Origin of the sequence: Enterococcus sp. AZ071 (assembly GCF_050499065.1) — a bacterium.
GTDB classification, from domain to species: domain Bacteria; phylum Bacillota; class Bacilli; order Lactobacillales; family Enterococcaceae; genus Enterococcus_A; species Enterococcus_A ferrettii.
This window is the reverse complement of record NZ_JBIPAS010000002.1, coordinates 255,965-277,977: the sequence shown is the minus strand read 5'-3', so window position 1 is coordinate 277,977 and position 22,013 is coordinate 255,965. Positions and strand designations below refer to the sequence as shown.

Sequence of the window (22,013 nt, the reverse complement as noted above, 5' to 3'; positions counted from 1 at the left end):
TCTTGAAGTAACCTATAAAAACCCGCTAAATAGGGTTTAAAAATAGACTTTTAGGAGATGAGCAAGTGACAATCAGCGTGCGAAGGGCAGATAGGAAAGATTTTAACCAAATCGAACAATTCTTTGAAAAAAATGTATCATTGGTTGATCCTGAGGTGACCAGCTGGATGCCCAATATCTATCCGACGATAGATACAGTCAAGCAAGCTCTAAGCAGATCCGATTTTTATATTGCGGAAATAAATGAAACGATTGTTGGATCAGTTATTTTGAATCATACTGGTGAAGAAGAACACAAGCTGATTCCATGGGAAGATCCGCAGGTTTCTTTGGAAAAAATAGTGTTCATCCACACGTTAATGACCGCCGTTGAGTATCAAAGAAGTGGAATTGCCAGCAAAATGCTTGATTTTTCAATTGAATTAGCTCAGGACACAAACTGTAAAGCAGTTCGCCTAGACGTGTTGGAAAATAACCTTCCCGCCAAACGTTTGTATGAAAGCAAAGGTTTTGTTAATCGAGGAAGTGGAACGTTGGCTTCTTTTGATAATAAAGGCTTTGACTGGTGTAATTTTTATGAAAGAGTAATTTAGAAAAATTGATCAGAATAGTTTGAAAAGATTCTAAGTAAACGAGAGTTGAGAACGAAAAGGGCTTGTTGGAAACTTTAGGCAAAGGTTTTAAATATTTTGAGGGTTATTACCATTGCAGTAATTGCTAATACAGCTTTACTGCCTTTTTTGTTTATGAAGAGAAAGCCCTGTTGTTCAGGTTTACGTAAAGAAGGAGAACCTTTATGCAAGAAAACTCGGTTACAAGTAAGGAGAGAAAGAAGAAAACGTTTAAAATGCCCGGTGCATACACTGTTTTATTTATCATTATCTTGGTTATGACTACCCTGACTTGGTTAATTCCTGCTGGCAAGTATGACATTGATGCCAATGGAAATTTAATTGCTGGAACCTACCAACGGGTGACCAGCAACCCGCAAGGAATTTGGGATGCTTTTAAAGCCCCGATCATTGGGATGATTGGGAACGATAAAACGGCGGGAGCCATACCAGTATCACTATTTATTTTGATTATTGGTGGATTTTTAGGTGTAGTAAATGAAACTAAGGTATTGGATATTGGAATAGCCACTATCATTAAGAAAAATAAAGGTAGAGAAACTAAGGTCATGATTTTACTACTAATACTTTTTGCATTGGGAGGAACTTCTTATGGCATGTTTGAAGAATCCATTGCATTCTTGCCTTTAATTATTCCGGTTATGTTAGGAGCAGGATTTGATGTGTTAACGGGAATTTCCATTGTTTTCCTAGGAGTATCAGCTGGGATTTTGGCTTCAACTGTTAATCCATTTTCTGTAGGAGTTGCTTCAGCCACTGCAGGAATTTCACCTGGAGATGGATTAAATTGGCGGTTAGTTCTTTTAGTCATTGTTCTGCTCATCACTATTATTTTCGTACACAAGTATGCCATGAAGGTAAAAAATGACCCCAGTCAATCGTTATTGCATAATCAACGTCCGGAAGAAGCCTTTATAGCCAAAAGCTATACTACTGAAATTATACCGATGAATAAAAACCAAAAAATGATATTGATTTTGTTTGTCTTAACTTTCGTGATTATGATCTTAGGATTGATTCCTTGGACTGATATCAATCCGAGCTTCACTTTTTTTAACTCTTTGAGTACCTCGATAAAAAATGTGCCTCTATTGGGGAACCTATTGGGAAGCGACCTTCCTCCGCTGGGAACTTGGTATTTTGTTGAAATGTCGACCTTATTCTTTATGATGACACTTGTGATTGGTAAAGTAAACCACATGAACGAATCAGAAATTATGGATAGCTTTTTTGTGGGATTGAAAGATTTGGTGACAGTAGCGATGGTTGTGGCTGTGGCACGGGGAATCCAAGTAGTTATGAATGAAGGACAAATTACTGCCACGATTTTACATTTTGGAGAGATCCATTTGAGCGGACTTTCACCAGTTGCTTTTACGTTGATGACTTATTTATTTTATATTCCTATGGCTTTCTTGATTCCTTCAACCTCAGGTTTGGCTTCTGCTACGATTGGTATTTTGACGCCATTAGGGGAATTTATTGGTGTTTCTAGTTCGGTTGTCATTATGGCTTATCAATGCGCTAGCGGAATCGTTTATTTGGTAACCCCAACATCTGCTGTTTTGGTTGGTTCATTAGCGATTGGCAAAGTTGAATACAGTATCTGGCTTAAATATATTTGGAAATACGTTCTGATAATTTTCCTGGTAACTTGTTTAGTTTTAATTGCTATGACTTCCTTTAGACGATAAGGTATCAGAAACTAACCGCTATCTGAAGGCAAGAAGGAAGAAGTCACATTAGAACACTTAAGGGACAATAGATTCTGACAATAAAGGAGCTTATAGTAAAAAAGCTGAATTTCATGGATAATCAGTCAAGCTCCGGTTCGTTTACTGAAATCAGGACTTGCAGATGCGATGGCAACCTGGATTGAGGCCAAGGCAGTATTACAAAATAATGGTGAGAATTTAGTCGGGGGGAAGCAAACTTTAGCTTCAGTGGCAATTGCTGAAGCATGTGAGGATGTTTTGTTTCGTTATAGCCTGAGTGCGGTTGCGGCGAACGAGGCACAAGTTGTTACTAAAGCTTTGGAGGCAATTGTTGAAGCCAATACATTGTTAAGTGGGGTGGGATTTAAAAGCAGCGGGCTAGGTGCAGCTCATTCTATTCACAATGGCTTTACCGCTCTAACTGGAGAAATCCATCATCTGACTCATGGAGAGAAAGTTGCTTATGGACCCTTGACTCAACTATTTTTGGAAAATCGTACTAGTGAAGAAATTGATCACTACATTCGCTTTTATCAATCTCTCGGATTACCGATAACCTTGGAAGAGGTGTATTTATCAGATGCTTCTTATGAGGATCTGTTGAAGGTAAGTGAGCTGGCCACCGTCTCAGCCGAAACAATTCATCAAATGCCCTTTGTGATTACTGCTAAGGAAGTCGCTGCTGCACTGTTGGCGGTTGATGCTTACGTAAAAGCTTATTATCAGAAATAAAAAAACGCCTGCTGCTCTTTTAGCTAAAAAGAGCAACAGGAAGTTTTGCTTTCAAATAAAGCGAATGAATACTTCTCCAACTATCCCTTAAAATTGTACAACGGCCGAATGACTTCCTTTACTTCCATGGTCTCCTGCAAATCTGCCATTATTTGTTTCTTGGCTTTATAAGCCTTAGGTGCTTCATCTAACGTTTTCTTAGAGACCGAAGTTGTCCAGACATGACGCATCATATGCTGATAATTTTCTAAGCTGATAGAAGCTCGAGCTTGCGAGCGGCTCATCATTCGACCAGCCCCATGAGGTCCCGATTGATTCCATTCTTCGTTGCCTTTGCCCACACCGATAATCGAGCCATCCTTCATGTTCAATGGAACAATCATTTTTTCGTTCTTTCTAGCAGAGGCTGCACCTTTACGTAAAATCATGTGCTGTAGATCAATATAATTGTGGGGGCTGTCAAAGCTTTCAATCACGTACTTTCCCCATTTCATCGCTTTCAAAATTATCAGTGCCATACTTTGGCGATTGAAAGCGGCGTATTGTTGAGCGATTTGCATATCAGATAAATAATTATCCAAATCCTTTTCTGACACATAAGACAGCTCATAAGGAATCTTAATTTCTTCCCGTTCTTGTAATAGATCCGCTTTTTCGTTAGGAGTGGACGCTGACCTAGCAAGTTGTTTCAAATCTTGTCGTCTTTGAGCTAGTTTTTGATAAGCAAGCTCTTGATGATATTCTGCAATCTCTTTTCCTAAAACACGGCTGCCGCTGTGAACGACTAAATAAATTCCATCGCTGCCTTCATTTACTTCAATAAAGTGATTCCCGCCGCCTAAAGTTCCCAAACTCCGTAATGCCCAACCGCGATGGATCGGGGCTTGAACATCCTCTAACGGAAATGTATACTGCGGTTTATTGTGTGAATGGTGTCCACTGGGAATCCGGTTACGAATGATCCGATCTAGCTTATCGAAGTTTAGCTTTACGCCTTTTCTAATTTTTGCGACATAGAGTCCGCAGCCAATGTCAACGCCCACAAGGTTAGGAACTACCTGATCTTTTACGGTCATAGTTGTTCCAATCACACAGCTGGAACCGCTGTGGGTATCGGGCATAATTCGAATTTTAGCATCTTTAGCCATTTTTTGATTGCATAGGGTCATGATTTGACCTACTGTACTGTCAGTTAAGGTATCTGTATATACTTTTGCTGTAGTGTATTTTCCTTTTATTGTTAACATGTTGAATCCTCTCTTTAGAGGAATCAAGGGATTCCTCTAGTTCATTAGTATGACTCTCTGATTTTTTCTTTTTCCACTCATTAGGAACACCTCCGTAAATATTTTTAGATCGGTAAAAAACGACACAAAAAAACTGCCAATCGGATGATTGACAGTTTGATAAATAAGCTTTATTTGCATGGAGAGTCTTCTGAAAAAGACCCACTAGTGCAATAAAACGAAACGAACTGATCAATCAATTGTATTAAAGCTGTTTTATTAGTCTTAATCATGATGCTCTCTCCCTTCTTTAAATTCTTTTTTAATCCTATCATCATAGATAATGAGCTGTCAAGGTTATTTGGGTAAATGCTCCTCATAATATAGGTATTACTTTGTACTTAGAATGCACCTTTTGCTTCCTTGTAGTCTGAAATACAAAATAAGATTAGCACAAAAAATAGAAGACTTACCTATTAAATAAAAAAATGAATGTGAGAACAGCCCTTCGATTCTAAGTGACGATGTGGTTTGAAAGTTAACTCTCAGACAACACATTAAAGTCCAAGGTACCTTGCTCAATGCCGTTCATAATTAAGGTGATTGAATGGGTTCCGGGGTAATGCTTTCTAGTACTTACTCTGGCAAAAGACCGTTTCTTAGTAAAAAACTTTTTTTCTCCAGCTTGCAGCGTAGTTTCAGCGATTTGAAAAATTTTTCGATTGCGGGTGGCATTGGCTTTGACATAATCAACCCCATATTCTAATCGCACCTTGGTTGTTTTTTTCGCTTCAACCTGGAAGGAAAAGTTCAAATCTTGTCCGTCATTAACAGCATCAGTATCTAACGCGAAATCTGTAACCTCTAGGCAATTAGCATCTGAAAATCCAAAGATACTTAATACATCGTGATTACTTTTTTTAAGCAAGGTTCGACAGCCATGCTTTACAATCCAGTCAGTCCGAGGATTATTTCCGTACCAATTTTGAGCGATTTTTACTACTAAGTCAGGATGGTCTTTTGAAATATCATTTAGATTATTGGCGACACTTTTCCGAACGTATAAGGACGGGTCGGCCTTCAACTGTTCTAAAATGGCAAGGACAGGAGTAGGATCATTTTTGAAACTAGTCAATGCTTGACCCCAAGGCAGGCGTGGGCGACAACCTTCACTGGCAAGGCGCCGAACATGTTCGTTGTCATGCTTCGCCCATACAGCCAGATGGTCCATCATGCGTTTTTCATGCTGGATAATGAAGGGCCTCACTGCGAATTCAGCCGTTGAAAAAGGCGTATATCTTTCTAATCCTGCAATAGACAAATCCCAATGTTCTTCAGCCTGACCGTAGACTTCCACGAAATCTGGAAAATACATTAAAGAAAAATCACTGAATCCTGTTGGATAATTGGCAAGAAGTTGGTCGATTATGTGCAATGCTTTTTCATAATCAGGTGGTAAATATTTCCCAAGAGTTAAGGTAATCTGACGCATTCGAGCCTTCAATGCCAGTTCTTCCCAAGTCTCATTCATAACATCATTGATAAAATCAGTGGTAGGAAAGGTAGGATCAACAGCTTGAAGATTCAAAGCTAACTGGTTTACTGAATCGTAATTGTAGTATTGGTCTTTTAGTAAAGTAGGCATATATTCTCCTTCTATGTGATGTTAAAGCGAAAGTGTCGTTTACTGAGAACAAGGACTTGTAGAGCTAAGTGATAAGACTAAGCTTTAATCTCATCAAATTATATCATCCTGTCCGTACTTATTCTATGCTAAAAAGATATGGACAAGGATGGAATCCATTAAATTTGAAAAAATAAAAATAGAGGGGATCAGTGGCTAATTAAACAATCAAAATGCCTTCGAATATAAGTATAGACAAATGAATTATCTCATCTTCGGTGGTGAACATTTGATCTGCAACATAGCAAGAATTCAGAAGTTTCTTCCACTCCTTTTGCATAGAATGAAGGAAATAGAAGGGAAGAGAATCCAATGAAAAATGAAGAGTAACTGGTAATCTAGCTAAGAAAAGGAGGATCGTCATGATCATTATTCAGTATTTTCCACCTACAATTAAAGTAGACTGAGCGGATTTTATAATAAGGGAAGTCAAAACATGTCGAAACAGAAAACGCACAGTGGCCTAAAAAAACGAGTAAAACTGAAAAAGAGGAAACTGAAGTGCCACAACGGCCCCATCAGTTCAGTAGATAAAAAGACAGTAAAAAAGATGCTGTCTTAATAAAATTCTTTGAACTAGTGACGGACTCAACGATTTAGAATACCGACAAAAGGTCAGAGTAGAGGTAGCTAGTTCCAAGAAATAAGCTGGATAATCCAAAAAATGTCGAGAGAACCCAATGACTATTGAAATCGATATCGAACAATAATACCTTGAAGCTTCTTACATTTTTGCGATTATTCAGCTTATTTTCGAAAGAGCTAGCTCAGCAGCATCGATCACTTGTTTTTCAGGGACTTTAATGTTTTATCACCATGCCTATACTGTGCTTACTTCATGTTTCAGTAGATAATCATGTTCTTCTTGGATGAGTCTCTTAATCTCAGCTAAATCTTCAAAAGTAATAGCCAATATTTCCAATGCATAAGCTCCACAATGCGATTTTTTCTTCCCATCTGGAAATGTGTGCGTATAAACATGTGTATCTGGATTACCAGCGCAATAGTCACATTCTTTTTCTAGACATTTGGGAGTTCTGTTAGGAAATTTATCAGTCGCAGTATGAACAACATCCACAAATCGTTGCGAATATCCTTTACACCCTGAAAACCGCAAGGCAAAAAATGGTAAAGGGTCTTTTTTGCCTCGAATTCCTATTTTAACTATCTGCTTATTGTGTAAATTATGCTTAAATGAAATATTTGACCGATCTTTTTTCGGATTATAACCGAGATCAGACAAATAGAGAATAATTTCACGGTATAAGGATTCATTTTCAGCTCCAAGCATTAACAAAAATGAATCAATCAACTCTTTTTGTTTCTTCGTTTTCATTATCCAATCCTCCACAGATCTAAATTTTTTCATGATATAGGTTTAGGACATTATACTAAACTAGCTTTGCTTCTCTATTGGAATACACAACTTCATACTGACGAAATCATTATTAGAATCGATATAGAGATACTGATTAATCGCAAAACGTTCACGCATTCGATAGTTGCTTTGGGGCAGCCAGATCCGAAAAATCCCCTAAAGCACATTGAAAATGTCTTCAATATTTCCTTCAAAAGCATAAATAGCATAGGTGCCACCCTTTATAGTAGTGGTACCATCCTGCACCTGGTCTACTGAAAAACACAGGTCACAAATACAACGATCGACATCCGCCGAAACCGGATCGCTATAAAATTTTTCCTGCAGTAAGGTCTTCCCGTGGATTTTTCCCTGATGCTCCTTCAAAAAAAACAACCAGTGCTGCTTTAATTCAGCATAATTTCCAATGAATCGTTCATAATAAACCAGTTGATCCGGCAGCTGCTCAATTTCTATTTTCTCCTGATAGTCTTCATAGCTTGAAAACTTTTCCAACTTAGCTGCAATAAATGGATTCGACGCTTGAGGCGCTGTCACGAATTGCTTATAAGTACTAGGTGAGGTCGCGTAATTTTGCTTAAACGCGCTGCTGTAATTTAGAAGAACTATAGCCATATTTCAATCCAATATCTGTTACGCGCTGATCTACCTCTAACTTCAAATCAATTGCACTTTGCTCCAGTTTCAAGCGCTTAATAAAGGCATAGACAGTTTCACCAGTTTGTTTCTTAAATAGACGACCAAAATGATAATGAGAGAAATGGAAGTGTGCTGCTACTTTTTCTAAGGTTAGCGATTCATTTAAATGTTGAATGATATAGTCAATGCTTTGGTTGATGAGTTGTAGTTTATTCATACCGACCTCTTTGTGTAGAACGACTTTCTTTCAGTATATTGTGAAATGTATCCAGCTGTAAATAGGGAAGTAGACGGATCGTCAACTTCATAGCGAGCAGCTAACACAAAATCTTAGAAACAAGAACTAAAATCCCATTGGTATTGATTAAAGGAAAAGCTATAATAAAACACATACTGATAATGATGAATGTTCAATTGCGACTTTTGGTAATAGAGGAGAAAAATGATGAGACAAAAAAATGTATTATTGGTAGATGATGATAAGGATCTTTGTCTGCTGATTGAAAGAGAATTAAAGCTGGAAAATTATGCCGTCACGGTTTGCAATGATGGGAAAAGTGGGCTTGAAGCTTTAAATAGGGCTGTTTATCAACTGATTATTCTAGATATTATGTTACCGATCCTCAATGGATTAGAAGTTTTGGAAGAAATCCGCAGAAATAATCATATCCCAGTGTTGATGCTGACAGCGAAAGACTCTGAAGTGGACAAAGTATCTGGCTTGAGGCTGGGGGCCGATGATTATCTAACCAAGCCTTTTTTGATGAGTGAACTAATTGCTAGGACTCATTCGTTGATTCGCAGATATACGGTTTTCAATGAAAACCAGAAGAAGAAAACGGTATTGCAGTTTAAGGGATTAGCGATTCATCCTGATTTAAGGAAAGTAGTGGTCAATGGAGAAGAAATTCAATTGACCGCTAAAGAGTTTGATTTACTTTATTTTCTAGCGGCTAATCAGGGGAAGGTTTTCACCAAAGAACAAATTTACATTCAGGTCTGGCAAGATGATTATGCTTTTGATGATCGAAATATTATGTCCTTCATTAGTAAATTGCGTAAGAAGATTCGTAATGAAAAAGAGCACTTGTATTACATTCAGACAATTCACGGTATTGGCTATCGTTTTAGTTTGGGGGTGTGAGAATGATTGTTTTAGTTATTGCTTTGTGTTCACTGACCATTTTTCAAACTCTCTACATTTTGCAGACTAAAAAACAGCTGATTGAGGCTTCATCAATTCTTAATGAAATCACAGAGGGGAATTTGGACAGACGACTACTGGCTAATGAAGATTCTGTGGTCAGCAAAATAGTTTATAGGATTAACGAAATTGTCATCCAAAATAAGCAAAGACTTATGGAAACTCGTAAATCTGAACAGGCTTATAAGAAAATGGTAACCAGTTTGTCTCACGATATTCGAACGCCCTTGGCTTCTTTAGTTGGATATTTAGAGGTGTTGGAAAAGGGGACAGTGACAGAAGAAGAGCATGACCAATTTCTAAAGGTAGCAAAAGCAAAAGCGCTGTATTTAAATGAATATGTCCAGTCCTTATTTGAGTGGTTAAGGCTGGAATCTGGTGAATGGATCTATCATTTTGAAGAACAAAATGTAAGTGAGTTGATTAGAGTAATTTTGGCTGATTGGATTCTAAAGTTTGAGAACAGCAATTTAGATTTTCATTTTGACATTCCTGAAGAACCGGTCTATCTGTTGCTGGACAAATCGGCATTTGAAAGAATTCTGAATAATCTTTTTACCAATATTTTTAAGCATAGTAAAGCGGATCAGCTGAATGTTTCACTGAAAAAATCAGACAATGAGATAATCATTGAAATTTCTGATAATGGTATCGGCATTTCATTGGCAGATCAGCCATTTATTTTTGATCGTCTGTATAAATGTGACAATTCAAGAACAGAGAGCAGCAATGGACTTGGCTTAGCAATTGTTCGAGAATTGGTTTCTTTGGCTCATGGAACGATTACAGTATCTAGTCGTCCAGCTTGTGGTACCACTTTTGTGTTAACTTTCGCTTTAAACATGATTAATGAATAAAACTAGCAAGGTTTTGGCAAGGTTCTTTCGTTAAAGTGTAGAGTAAAGGGAGGTAAGTAAGTGAATAGACAAACAATTCTTACGACTAATAAGTTGACTAAAAAATACGGACTACAATCGGCTGTCGATCAAGTGAGCTTGAATGTAAAAAAAGGGCGAATATACGGTTTACTAGGAAGAAATGGTGCGGGGAAAACGACGATCATGAAAATGATTTTGGGTTTAACTACTATTACGTCTGGTGAGATCACAATTTTTGATCAACCGCTTAAAAAAAATAAGTCATCAGTTTATCCTCGAATTGGTTCGATTATTGAGACGCCTGGATTTTATTCTAACTTAACAGGGACTGAAAATTTACAGGTTTTTGCTCGTTTGAGAGGAACCATCAATAAAGCAGCTGTTGAAAATGCATTAGCAGTGGTAGGACTAGCATACAATGATAAAAAAGTTTTTTCCTCCTACTCATTAGGAATGAAACAAAGATTGGGAATTGCTAATGCGCTTTTGAATGATCCAGAACTATTAATTTTGGACGAACCCACCAATGGACTTGATCCAATCGGAATTGCTGAAATTCGTACCTTTTTAAAAAAACTTTGTGAGGAAGACGGGAAAACGATTATTATTTCTAGTCATATCTTGTCCGAAATGGCTCTCCTGGCTGATGACATTGGGATTATCCACGACGGTGTGCTTTTAGAAGAGAGTACGTTAGAGGAATTACAAAGTAAATCGGAACAATATATTTTGATTCAAGCTCCTGAGGTATATCGGGCTATTCATTATTTGGACTCTGTTTTAAAAATTGAAAAGTATGCTTTACAGGAGCACAAGTTTATTCGAATTTATGATTTGAGCATTCCGGTTGCTGAGTTAGGTAAATCTTTTTTTCAAGCTGATATTGCTCTGACCCATTTGGAATTATGTGTAGATAATTTAGAAGACTATTTTAAAAAGGTAACAGGAGGTACAGGAATTGCATAATATTGTAGCAAATGAATGTTTGAAGTTAAGAAGAAATAAACTGCTACCTGTTTGCTCATTAATTGCCTTAATTCTTCCATTGTTTATGATAGCAATTGATTTAGTGGAAAAAGATTCTTTGGTAATGACAGGTACTGAATGGGTATATCGACTGGTTGTACCTATTCAGGTAATTGTCTATCCAGTGCTAAATGGTTTTGTGATCACCTTTTTGATTCAAAAAGAGTATGCAGAACGCACGATCATTAACACTCTAACAGCTCCAACAAATCGCGGGAAATTTTTATTGAGCAAATATCTTATTTGGTTGCTTTGGAGTTTTGTTACAACATTCAGCTTTTTAATAATCACTTTTGCTGGTTATTTAGCCATTTTCGGCGTCCCATCTTTCCAACACTCGTTAACTGAAATTACACGGGTTGTTTTAAAAACAGGTCTGCTAAGCCTTTTTTCTATGAGTCCACTATTGATCATTTGTATTTTGCAAAAGAATATTTTTTACCCCAGTTTACTTTGCAGCTGTCTAATTTCAGGAATTGGTTTTGTCGGTTTATATTGGCCAGCAAATCTGCGAAATCTAGTTCCCTGGTCTGCAGTTACTTCCATCAGTTTATTAGATACAAACAATTATCTACCCTATGCTTCTATTTTTATTTGCTGCTTGCTGGGAATTTTTGGAGGCATAGCTTTTTTTCAGCATCAAAATCAGTAGGAGTTTTTTATTTAAGAGAATATTTGATTAACTCGTGTCTACGAGATCAGTTAGTGAAAAACAGACTAACGTGAATTTTTGAGAGTACTGTTTAGGTACTTTTCGCTTGGACAAGAAAAAATGAGTAGAATAACTAATAGTTTCCTTAATAAATAGAAAAAAACTTCTACTTATCTCGATGGTTGTCCAAGGATAAGTAGAAGTTTTTTTGATGGTCACAACACTATTGTAAATAAAACAAAATATCTTCTGGCAAGAAGGTATAGGATTTACCGCATAGGGGACAGATTGCTTCGAGATTTTCTTTTTGTGTTGCAAGTTCTTCAACCTCTTTTTTTCTTAAGGAAAAAATTAACGGCAAAAACATTTGCTTTGAACAGCCACAGTGGTAGTTAATCGAAGTGTGCCCTAAAAACTGTTGATCTGAGAATAAAATAGCCAAATTTGATTCAACCGTTTCGATTGTTGCCAATCCAAGACCTTTTCTAAGAACTTCAATTTTTTCTAAAGAACTCAACACCACTTCATCCTGTGCAAAGGGCAATGGCTGCAGCAACAATACAATATTTTCCGCATTTTCTTCTGTCGAGATAGGGTAGAAATAAGTAGGTGTTTGTTCGCTATCTGCAAAATAGGCTTCAATATCAGAATAAAAATCCCCAGTTTTCATCAATGAATAAGAAGTATGGGCACTTCCAAATTGCCCCTCTAAGCTTGAAATCGTCTGGATCGTTCCTTTCTTAAAATTAGTGGGCCGCTCTTGTAAGGTAGCTGTTCCAGTAATCGTATGGTTGGAAAATGAATCCGTTGAGAGCTTATTTTTTTTGTTTTTCGATGAAAAAGTAAACGATATTCTTTGCTTACCAATCGTCAAAACGTTCACCAAGGCAGTGATATTCAAGGCTTTTATAAATTGACTGGCATCAGCTTCAACCAAAGACAATTCTTTAACCGTTGAATAGATTTGTTTTCCTGACAATAGGTATAGGCGAAGCTGTTTATTTTCGATTAAATACTTAGTTACCTGATTTTTCATTTTTTTCCTCCGTGAGTTTTACTATGATAAGATGAGTGTATTCCATAACGTTACGTGAGGTGCAAGTAAATGTTCAAAATGACTGAATTTTCCCAACTAACTAACTTAACGATACGAACCTTACATTATTATGATGAAGTTGGCTTGCTCGTTCCAAGTAGAGATTCTAGTGGACATAGAGTGTATACTTATCGCGACTTGGTTTTGGCTCACGAGATTATTTTGTTAAAGGAAACGGGGTTAAGCTTGGAGGAGATCATTGACCAAATTAAGCAAAATCCAAATGAACCGCTGAAAGAGTCGTTACTGAGACAAGAGCAACTGTTATTAACGCAGGTCAAAAGAATCAAGGGTCGTTTAGCAAGAATTGACCAGATTTTAAATGATGAAAAAGACTTGGAAGAACGTGCGATAAAAAATATTTTTATAGATAATAATCCGTTGAAGGCTGAACTTTCGAATATTTGGACGTTAGATTTTGAAAATGTTCAGGATTTATCTTATTTGAAAGAATTCAATGGCAATATAAATTTTGATGTTCACTTTCGTAAACTTGCCAAGCTTCAGCAATTATCCGCTTGTGATAATCATGTTCAACGGGAATTAGCAAATTTTGTTACTATGTTAACAGAAAACTATGGGGCTTCTTTTCAGAAAGAAGGCTTAGAAAAGTTTGTGCTTTTTTATCGAGATTCCCCACAGGCTCAAGAGTATTTTAAGCAATATGGAAAAGATTTTTCGCTATTTTTATCTGAAGCATTAACGGCATTTATTAAGAATTGAACTGATTAATGATTTTAATTTGAATAAATTACTGGCAATGAGCACAAAAAATATTTTATTGACATAGGATTCATAGCGATCTTACACTAGAATTATAGTGATTTCATTACATTTTTAATGATATTTATTGGATATGAGAGCAGTTTATCCTGCTGTTTATAAATAGAATAAAAATTGGAGGTACTTTATATATCGTATGAAGCAACGGAATTACAGCTTAAATCTTTTCAGAAGTAGCATGAGTATTTAAAAACAAAATTGGATTTAGGTAAAGAATTACTTTGGTTAACCCAAGATGAATGTAAAAAGGTGGGACCAAATATTGAGGAAACGCTGGAATTAGTGAAACAAGCACTGATTGCTCACGGAAAAAAAGCTTACGAAATGCCTGCTAAAATTGGTATTCATCCTTATCCTGATGTGTTCTATCATGCCATGCCAGCTTATGTTCCAGACAATTTAGCTTGTGGTGTAAAATGGATCGAATGCTATCCTCGCAATCCTAAAGAATTCAACTTGCCGCAAACAACTGGTCTGTTAATCTTGAATGACATCACAACTGGTGTGCCGATTACAGTGATGGATTCAGCGTGGCTGACGGCAATGCGTACACCAGCTGTAACAGCCTTGGCTGCCAAAGCACTGCATCCGGATGCGACGACTTTTGGTATGTTTGGCTGCGGAATTCAGGGAGTAGCCCATGTAAGATACATTGTCAAAACGTTAAAAAAAATAGAAAAGATTTACATCTATGATATTCATAGCGAAACAATGGATCAATTGATTGAGGAAGTCAAAGGTGAAGTTACGATTCCGATTATTAAAGTGAATAGCCCAGAAGAGCTGGTTAAGCAATCGGAAGTGATGAGTTCAGCAACGGTTATTTTAAAGGACACCTTAAAGGTAGTGAAAAAGGACTGGGTTGGCAAAGGTCAGACGATTCTCCCCTGTGATTTGAACACGTTTTGGGATCCAGAAATTTGCTATATGGCGGACAAGTATATCTTGGACAGTAAGGAAGAGCATGAATTGTTTGCAGACATGGGTTACTTCCCAGATGGGCTGGCACCAGTTACTTGCGAGACAGGTGAAATTTTGGTCGGTGTGCATCCAGGACGTACTAGTAAAAACGAATTGATTGTTTGCAGCAACGTAGGAATTTCTGTCAGCGATGTGGTTATGGGACAAGCGATCTTCTCGAAGGCTCTACAAGAAGGAATTGGGCGGAAGCTGCCGTTGTAGTAATGGTAAAGAATACTTATCGATGTAGTTAAGCTTGCTTAATTTGATTAGGAACCGAAAGCTATCTGAAAAAAATTGCCATAAAAAATAGACCCTTAATTGTTAGAGTCATGAAGCGATCCCAGAAGTTAGATTCTTATCTTCTAGGGGTCGCTTCAATCATAAATCTTAAGGATACTTCACCACTTTTTTCTAGATAGTTTGAAAAATACTGAACAAATTCTTAAAAGACTAAAAAAGAACAATCTTAGTTATGGAAAGCGCTATCAAAATATGTTATGATAAGAATCAATCTAAAGTAGAACGAAAGGGGGGCCTGTAATGACAATCGTAAATCAGTATATTGAAGAATGCTTGGATGATGACTTGGAATGCTTTACCAACTATTCGATTTTCTGCTGCGGCAAAAAAATAGAAACTGATGAGAACGTTCGCATTTATTATACAGACTGGCTCTCCAGTAACATTGTTTATGAACTTGTGCTGGACCATAATGAACGTACTAAACAAAAAAATATCTATTTTTATCTTAACGAACGTAAGCAATGGATTGCTTACGGCAACAACGAAGTTCGAGTAGTACAACCCTTACGTCAATAAAAGCAGCCGACAAAGTATCCTTCTTTGTCGGCTATTTTGCGTCTGGATATACACCAAGCATCAATCAGGTCCTTCAGCGGCTGCTCCTAAGTCAGCGTTACAACGATCTTTTACTATGGCGATGATGCTGAAACACATTTGAAGGATGTGGATGTTTTCCTGCTTTGTTCAAAATACTTCGTTAAATGAGATTTGACAGCAGTGGATTTAGTATTAAGACTTAGAAAACACGGTTTCAGCACATATATAATAGTAGAAACACGATTTCAATCTAAATTTAGCAAACAATGAGGTCTACAGATATTTTGTCGATTTAGGGATGTTGCAAGTTTTTACAATTTTAGACAACCATCTCTTAATGGGTTCCATGCAGAGGTCCTTTATCACCTGTTGCTTACGTATTTTTCTTAGCGAATAATTAGCTACAACTTCTTCAAAAATTACGATGGTCCATCGACTGAGCCTAATGAATAAGCACTATTAGTAATACTAAATCTTACTTAATCTAGGAAGCTACGATGAAAGTGAGATAGTCTTGGCCAGTCCACTAGAAGTAGAATAACTATCCTATTCCACTTCTAGTGGCAGGATGGATCACTAAAATAGAAAACACAATTTTTGAACACTTCTTGGTTGAATTTTGGTAGTGCTATCTATATAATATTCTTTTGCCAAACAATGGAAACGTATTCTATCATTTGGTAATACACAAAAAAGCGAGATCGAGATCAGTCGACCACCATCACAAACTATCCTATGTTGACCGCATATGAACAGGACATTGCCTCGGCAATCAATTTAGGCTGATCGATTCTCATAAAGAGAACATGGATTTTCACTGACCTGTTGATGGAAGGTGGGAGCCATGTTTTTTACTTTCTACCCTTGTGATACACTAAAGAGTAGAGTAAAATTTTGCTAGGAATTATTTTCAATTATAAAAAGGAGGGGAAACAACCCATGAAAAAATTGAGTATTATCTTATTATTAGGACTAACCTTAACATTGATCACAGGTTGCTCGCCAACTGGAAATACTTTGACCAGCTCTAATCAATCAACGACTGCTTCTACGGAGGAAAAGATCACAATTAGTGTCAAGATTACTGATAACACTAAAGAGGTTTCCAATAAAAATGTAGAACTAATTGAAGGTACTAGTCTGATGGATTTAATGAAAAAGGAACATAAGCTGGAAGAGAAGGATGGTATGATCACAGCAATTGATGGCCTCAAGCAAGATGAACAGGCTGGTTATTACTGGACCTATACAATCAATGGTGAATGGGCAACAAAAGGTGCACAGGAAACCTTCGTAAAAAATGGTGATCAGGTTGAGTTTGATTATGGCAAAGTCGAGTAACAAATTTACCATTCGCGATATTTGTTTTATAGCGTTGATTACTTCGGCTTGTGTAGTTGGGCGTACAGCCTTTCAATTTATTCCTAATGTTCAACCGATTACTGCTATTTTTATTTTAGTCAGCTTCAACAAAGGGTTTTCGCGTAGCTTTGTAATTGTATTACTGACGATTTTCACGACCAATATTTATATGGGAATGGGTCCTTGGACACTGACACAAGTTTTTTCTTATACCGTAATTATTATTGTGAGCTGCGGGTTCTCTCAAATTCCTTGGTTTGCTCAGCACCAATTACCCCAGTTGATTTTTGCACTTTTTACTGGGTATCTGTTTGGTTTCCTAACAGCTTGCGGTGATACAATTATTTATGGAATCCGTGCTTTTTGGCCTTACTACGTGCAGGGAATCTATTTTGATACTCTACATGGTGTAGGTAATCTGCTGTTTTATGCTTTGTTGCGGCCATTCATTCCGAGGCTGCTTTTGAGGTTTTGGCCAAATCAATACTAGAGAGAAGCTGTGACGTAAATGGTGCGCACCCCGTCAATAGGACAGTGAAATAGTATAAAATTTTTGTGGACTACTCATCAAAAATAGATGAGTAGTTTTTTTGAATATACCTTGGTGATTTATGCAGCTTTGTAGTAATTGTTGTGAAATTCCATCGGCGTCATTACTTGTAATTTTCGTTGGTAACGTCCAGTATTGTAGTACTTCATGTAGTCAGTAATCATTGTGACGAGTTCTTCGCGACTGGTAAACTTTCGTCCATAATAGTTTTCTCGCTTAAGCATTCCCCAGAAACCTTCCATAGGCCCATTATCAGTACATTTCCCTACACGAGACATACTCTGAATCATATCGGCTTTTACGATGCGGCGGAAGAAGTTCACATGGGTATATTGAAACCCTTGATCACTGTGGAAAATTGGATGAGCCTCTGGCTCCAATTCGACTGCTTGATCAAACGTATCAAAGACCAAGTCCAAATCATTGGTGTCACTCAGTACATACGTGACAATGCGGTGATCGTAAAGATCTAGAATCGCACTCAAATAGAGTTTTTTGACTATTGGTCCAATAAAATACTTGAATTCTGAAACATCTGTCACCCACTTCTGATTCGGCGCCTCTGCATGAAATTGGCCACGCAAAACGTTCTTTGCTTTGTAGTACGGAGCATAAGCACGCCTTGTAATACAATTTGCTGGATGTTTTATCCTCGATTGGATTTGTTCATGACGACAGATGCGTAAGACTCGTTTATCGTTAACATTTATCTTATAGGTCCGCTTCAATTCATCTTTAATTCGACGATACCCCATATCTGGATGCTTCTCATGAATTGTTCGAATGTCTTTTGTGATTTGACGATTGATTTGTTCACGTACACTCTCTGGATGTTTCAACCAGCGATAATAGGCAGAGCGTGTTATCCGCAAGAGTTCGCACAAGGGTTTTATCGGGTAGTCCATTTCTTCGTGCAAGAATTTGATTGCTTGGTAAGCAGCCACGTTTCGAAATTACCCTAACGATTCCTCCTCTCCAATTCCCTCACTTTTTTTAACAGGTCATTTTCCATTCTCAATTGTCTAATCTCACTCTTCAATTTGGCTAGCTCAATTGCTTGTTCTTCTTCTGGTGTTCGGCCGACTTGTTTCGCTTTGCGTCGGCCTCGCCGATCTTGAAGCCCGTCATAGCCTCGCTGCTCATACTTCTTCACCCAGTTATAGACGTTCTGATAGGACACTTGATACTTGATTGCCATCGCTCCATAATCCTTATTATTGGCTAGACACTCTAATACAATCTTCAGACGTTCCTCTTGACTGGTCTCACGGGTTTGACTCATTCTACTTCCACCACTTTCTGATTTGAAGTCTTTATGAGTATTATAAACCTTGATCCAGTCCTGTAGTTGCCTCTTGCTTCTTAATCCATACTTTTTGGCGATATAAACTTGGCTGCCTCCACCAGTAAAGTAATCTTGAACGGCTATCAGCTTCAAATCCTTCGAATAATTGTTATTCTTTCTTGAAGCAACCAAACCTGCGGCTCCTTCATTTTCATACAAATTGCACCATCGTTTGATTGTTTCTGTGGAAACCTGTGCTTCCTTGGTGGCTCTCTTCAAACTGATCTCATGTCTAAGATAACTCTCGACAATCTTTAGACGTTCTTCTGGACTCAGCTTCATCCTTCTTTTTCCCATAACAAATACCCCTATCTAGGATTTAATTATTTCCTTGTCCTAGATAGGGGTAGCATATCAAAATGTCGCGGCTTTTCTTTATGTTATTGAGCAGCTTTCCTTGTATAAAATCTCTAGTTATCAATCATACAAAACTGGCTCCCAATTATCGCCGTTCTTTTGTCTAAGAGAAATAATAGTTGCGTCTCTTTTCTTAATTAAAGCTAAAAATAAAATTAATCTACTCCCGAATTGCTTAAACAGCTTATAAGAGAAAGTTGGCTGAGCAGGACGACAGTCAAGCTTATTATATGGTTTACAGTGTGCCATTAGATATGGATTTAACTGCATTGGAGCACTATCCGTCTATCGCTATTATGAAAAAAGATTTATTGTGAGCAGCTAACCATTAAATGGGTTAACTGCTTTTTTCTATTCAAATACTGCAATAAACTTTTTACTGGCCAAGGAAAGCATCTGTTTTTGTTTATAGGCTAAACCGATTTTGCGAAAGGCTGGGACATCTAATTCCTTAATTACTAATTTATAAGGAATTCGTTCTAGGATTAGGCTAGGTAAAATACTAATTCCTAATCCCTTTTCTACCATCGCCATAATGGCGTAGTCGTCCCAGGTGGTAAATTGGACATTGGGTGAAAAATTCAGCTTATTCAACAGGCGTGTAATATCTGAGTTGCCATCCTTTTCCAGCAAAATGAAAGGAAGGCCATAAAGATCCTGCAGCGAAACCTGCGGCAAGCTAGTCAGAGGATGATTCTCAGGTAAAATGACCTTCAACTCATCTTGTTCAATATACTGAACCTGCAATTCAGGTAGCGTGGGTAAACGCAGAAAACCAAAATCAACGCGGCCATTAACGATCCATTTTTCAATTTCATCGTAATCGCCTAAGAGCAATTCAAAGGCGATATTGGGGTAGTCTTTTTGAAAATCACTCATTAATTGCGGCAGCCAGTGGGTTGCTACACTAGAAAAAGTTCCGATACGAATGCCGCCAGTTTGGATGCCGCCCAATTCTTCCAGACGAAGCTGCACAGCCTCATATTCTTCATATAATTTCTTTGCCAATGGGAAAATATTTAAGCCATCGGAGGTGAGGCGCAATCCGGCACGGTTACGTTCCAATAAGGTAATGTTCCATTCCTTTTCCAGATCGTTAATCATGCGGCTAATACCGGATTGTGAATAGTTAAGTGTTTCAGCAGCTTTGGTAAAACTGCCTAACTCAACTGTTTTGACAAAAGCTATGTATTTTTGAATATTCATATCCATAGGTATCTCACTCTTTTCATCTGGAATCATCATGTTAAAGATGATAAACATTCGTTTTTGTAATGTTTAAATTCATGGTAAGCTAATTCTACAGTAATTTCAACCGGAAAGTAGGAGAATAAATGATTCAAGTGAGTGAGATTTATACTGACACACCAACAAAATTGACGACAACTGTACAAGAACAAGCGTATCAAGCTATGGATGAGCTGAAGATTTCTTTCGAACGTGTAGCAACTGATGAAGTAATTACAATGGAGGATTGTCTACAAATTAATGAGCGTTTGGATATGAATATGGTCAAAACTTTGTTTTTATGTAATCGGCAGCAAACCAATTTTTATCTGTTTGTAACGAGAGGAGATAAACCCTTTCGCTCAAAGGATTTTAGTAAAGCGTTAGAAATCGCCCGTGTTTCCTTTGCGTCAGAAGAACGAATGGCAGAGCTGCTGGGTACCCAAATTGGGGCAGCCACCGTTTTTAGTGTTTTAATTGATCCAGAGAAAAAAGTGCAGATTGTTTTTGACCAGGATGTAGTCAATGATCAGTGGTATGGCTGCAGTGATGGAACCACCACCGGTTATTTAAAAATAGCGACAAAGGATATTGTTGAAAAATTATTACCTTATAGCAAGCATGATCTGACCATTATTGAGGTATAGCATATGGGATTACACAAGAATCGACTGGTTGTTAAAGTAGGGACGACTTCATTAACTAATAAAATCGGCAAAAATGATCTGCGGTCTTTTGATCAATTTGCTTACGTTTTGGCGGACATCCAAAATTTGGGGTATGAATTGATTTTAGTTTCTTCCGGGGCCATTGCGATTGGTGCCAATAAATTACAGCTGGCAGCTTATCCCGAATCTTTACGCATGAAGCAAGCAGCAGCGGCTGTGGGGCAATGCAACATTATGATGCTTTATGACAAATTCTTTCGTGATTATGGGAAAACTGTGGCACAAATTCTATTGAATGATGGAGATTTGAAGGTGGCAGAAAGGAAGGAAAACCTAATAAGTACCTTTGAAAGCCTGCTGGAGATTGGAATCATTCCCATAGTTAACGAAAATGACTCCATCAATTGTTCGGAAATAGAATCAGCAGATAAGTTGTTTGGAGACAATGATATGTTATCCGCACAGGTTGCCAGTCTATGTCATGCTAGAAAGCTGGTTATTTTTTCTGATATTGATGGCTTGTATTCTCAAGATCCGCGAATAAATTCCGATGCCCAGCTGATTAACCAAGTAAGAAGCATTGACCCTGAGCTTGAGGCACTAGCATCAGGCGCGGGTTCTAAACGAGGAAGAGGCGGGATGATCACGAAACTGCGAGCAGCTAAATTCGCCATGGAACGGGGAATTGATACCGTGATTACTAACGGCAATAATCCTCAATCCTTGTATAAGGTGATTAACAATGAACCAGTCGGTACGGTTTTTTCAGGTCAATGATGAGGAATAAACGATAAGAAGAAGTATCGTGCAGGAGATACTTCTTCTTATTTTACTTTTATAATATCAATTAGGTCGGTCTGTTTTTTCACACTAGCATTTAATCCTGGGAGGAACTGCTTGCTGGGTATCCATTCGATCAAAATGAACCAAAACAATTAATAGAGACAGAGAAAAAGTCATTGCTTAAGTGGTTAGAATGAAAATGACCGAATTTAATTCGTTAGGTAAAGGCAAAAACAATCAGCTGTAGACAAAACAATCGTCTACAGCTCTTTT

Annotated in this window: 22 protein-coding genes and 1 pseudogene; 14 read left to right on the top strand and 9 right to left on the bottom strand. The window is 37.6% G+C overall.

Translation table 11 applies throughout. The features are described from left to right. Positions 1–65: 65 nt before the first annotated feature. The 3 genes and pseudogenes from IGI49_RS19910 to IGI49_RS19900 all read left to right on the top strand — a co-directional run. Complete coding sequence (locus IGI49_RS19910; RefSeq protein WP_429965828.1) at positions 66–593, top strand: GNAT family N-acetyltransferase; 528 nt, start codon at positions 66–68, stop codon at positions 591–593. Between the two features lie 203 nt (positions 594–796). Next, positions 797–2,326 (top strand): YfcC family protein, encoded by a 1,530-nt coding sequence (locus IGI49_RS19905; protein ID WP_429965829.1) that lies wholly within the window; start codon positions 797–799, stop codon positions 2,324–2,326. Between the two features lie 117 nt (positions 2,327–2,443). Then, a pseudogene (locus tag IGI49_RS19900) lies at positions 2,444–3,079 on the top strand (glycerol dehydrogenase); the annotation flags it as partial. A gap of 80 nt (positions 3,080–3,159) precedes the next feature. Here the strand turns inward: IGI49_RS19900 and IGI49_RS19895 are convergent. The 5 genes from IGI49_RS19895 to IGI49_RS19875 all read right to left on the bottom strand — a co-directional run bounded on the left by IGI49_RS19895 (position 3,160) and on the right by IGI49_RS19875 (position 8,223). After that, positions 3,160–4,326, bottom strand: coding sequence for an RtcB family protein (locus tag IGI49_RS19895; protein ID WP_429965830.1), 1,167 nt, complete (start codon positions 4,324–4,326; stop codon positions 3,160–3,162). 517 nt (positions 4,327–4,843) lie between these two features. Next, the gene (locus IGI49_RS19890) at positions 4,844–5,950 is read right to left on the bottom strand and encodes a DNA alkylation repair protein (RefSeq protein WP_429965831.1); all 1,107 of its coding nucleotides are present in this window, start codon (positions 5,948–5,950) and stop codon (positions 4,844–4,846) included. 859 nt (positions 5,951–6,809) lie between these two features. Next, a complete protein-coding gene (locus tag IGI49_RS19885; RefSeq protein WP_429965832.1) occupies positions 6,810–7,325 on the bottom strand; it encodes a hypothetical protein in 516 nt (171 codons plus the stop codon). Positions 7,326–7,523: 198 nt separating this feature from the next. After that, complete coding sequence (locus IGI49_RS19880; protein ID WP_429965833.1) at positions 7,524–7,982, bottom strand: hypothetical protein; 459 nt, start codon at positions 7,980–7,982, stop codon at positions 7,524–7,526. Beyond that, positions 7,945–8,223, bottom strand: coding sequence for an AraC family transcriptional regulator (locus IGI49_RS19875; protein ID WP_429965834.1), 279 nt, complete (start codon positions 8,221–8,223; stop codon positions 7,945–7,947). The genes IGI49_RS19880 and IGI49_RS19875 overlap by 38 nt, the downstream gene beginning before the upstream one ends. Before the next feature lie 228 nt (positions 8,224–8,451). Here IGI49_RS19875 and IGI49_RS19870 point away from each other — a divergent pair, with 228 nt between their 5' ends. Genes IGI49_RS19870 through IGI49_RS19855 form a run of 4 tightly spaced genes read left to right on the top strand, consistent with a single transcriptional unit; the run spans position 8,452 to position 11,766 of the window. Then, on the top strand, positions 8,452–9,150 hold the full coding sequence (locus tag IGI49_RS19870) for a response regulator transcription factor (RefSeq protein WP_429965835.1): 699 nt from the start codon (positions 8,452–8,454) through the stop codon (positions 9,148–9,150). Between the two features lie 2 nt (positions 9,151–9,152). Continuing rightward, positions 9,153–10,067, top strand: coding sequence for a sensor histidine kinase (locus IGI49_RS19865; RefSeq protein ID WP_429965836.1), 915 nt, complete (start codon positions 9,153–9,155; stop codon positions 10,065–10,067). Positions 10,068–10,127: 60 nt separating this feature from the next. Next, positions 10,128–11,054, top strand: coding sequence for an ABC transporter ATP-binding protein (locus IGI49_RS19860; RefSeq protein ID WP_429965838.1), 927 nt, complete (start codon positions 10,128–10,130; stop codon positions 11,052–11,054). After that, positions 11,047–11,766 (top strand): ABC transporter permease, encoded by a 720-nt coding sequence (locus IGI49_RS19855; RefSeq protein ID WP_429965839.1) that lies wholly within the window; start codon positions 11,047–11,049, stop codon positions 11,764–11,766. Before IGI49_RS19860 ends, IGI49_RS19855 begins: the two co-directional genes overlap by 8 nt. Before the next feature lie 223 nt (positions 11,767–11,989). On the opposite strand, the gene IGI49_RS19850 is transcribed toward IGI49_RS19855, so the two are convergent. Continuing rightward, a complete protein-coding gene (locus IGI49_RS19850; protein ID WP_429965840.1) occupies positions 11,990–12,802 on the bottom strand; it encodes an Hsp33 family molecular chaperone HslO in 813 nt (270 codons plus the stop codon). A 69-nt stretch (positions 12,803–12,871) separates the two neighbouring features. On the opposite strand from IGI49_RS19850, the gene IGI49_RS19845 reads away from it, so the two are divergent. The 5 genes from IGI49_RS19845 (at position 12,872) to IGI49_RS19825 (ending at position 17,300) form a co-directional block, all read left to right on the top strand. Next, positions 12,872–13,585, top strand: coding sequence for a MerR family transcriptional regulator (locus IGI49_RS19845; RefSeq protein ID WP_429965841.1), 714 nt, complete (start codon positions 12,872–12,874; stop codon positions 13,583–13,585). A 258-nt stretch (positions 13,586–13,843) separates the two neighbouring features. After that, entirely contained in the window at positions 13,844–14,827 is a 984-nt protein-coding gene (locus IGI49_RS19840) for an ornithine cyclodeaminase family protein (RefSeq protein ID WP_429965842.1), read from the top strand. A 321-nt stretch (positions 14,828–15,148) separates the two neighbouring features. Then, complete coding sequence (locus IGI49_RS19835; RefSeq protein ID WP_207701864.1) at positions 15,149–15,427, top strand: hypothetical protein; 279 nt, start codon at positions 15,149–15,151, stop codon at positions 15,425–15,427. 960 nt (positions 15,428–16,387) lie between these two features. Further along, positions 16,388–16,789, top strand: coding sequence for a DUF4430 domain-containing protein (locus IGI49_RS19830; protein WP_429965843.1), 402 nt, complete (start codon positions 16,388–16,390; stop codon positions 16,787–16,789). Beyond that, complete coding sequence (locus IGI49_RS19825; RefSeq protein WP_429965844.1) at positions 16,773–17,300, top strand: ECF transporter S component; 528 nt, start codon at positions 16,773–16,775, stop codon at positions 17,298–17,300. Before IGI49_RS19830 ends, IGI49_RS19825 begins: the two co-directional genes overlap by 17 nt. Before the next feature lie 119 nt (positions 17,301–17,419). Here IGI49_RS19825 and IGI49_RS19820 read toward each other — a convergent pair whose 3' ends face one another. The 3 genes from IGI49_RS19820 to IGI49_RS19810 form a co-directional block, all read right to left on the bottom strand. Further along, on the bottom strand, positions 17,420–18,304 hold the full coding sequence (locus IGI49_RS19820) for an IS3 family transposase (RefSeq protein ID WP_429963057.1): 885 nt from the start codon (positions 18,302–18,304) through the stop codon (positions 17,420–17,422). A gap of 14 nt (positions 18,305–18,318) precedes the next feature. Further along, the gene (locus tag IGI49_RS19815) at positions 18,319–19,002 is read right to left on the bottom strand and encodes a transposase (protein ID WP_429963056.1); all 684 of its coding nucleotides are present in this window, start codon (positions 19,000–19,002) and stop codon (positions 18,319–18,321) included. Between the two features lie 411 nt (positions 19,003–19,413). Continuing rightward, complete coding sequence (locus IGI49_RS19810) at positions 19,414–20,274, bottom strand: LysR family transcriptional regulator (RefSeq protein WP_429965845.1); 861 nt, start codon at positions 20,272–20,274, stop codon at positions 19,414–19,416. 122 nt (positions 20,275–20,396) lie between these two features. On the opposite strand from IGI49_RS19810, the gene IGI49_RS19805 reads away from it, so the two are divergent. Then, the gene (locus IGI49_RS19805; RefSeq protein ID WP_429965846.1) at positions 20,397–20,936 is read left to right on the top strand and encodes a prolyl-tRNA synthetase associated domain-containing protein; all 540 of its coding nucleotides are present in this window, start codon (positions 20,397–20,399) and stop codon (positions 20,934–20,936) included. A gap of 3 nt (positions 20,937–20,939) precedes the next feature. Further along, on the top strand, positions 20,940–21,734 hold the full coding sequence (gene proB, locus IGI49_RS19800; protein ID WP_429965848.1) for a glutamate 5-kinase: 795 nt from the start codon (positions 20,940–20,942) through the stop codon (positions 21,732–21,734). Positions 21,735–22,013: the final 279 nt, after the last annotated feature.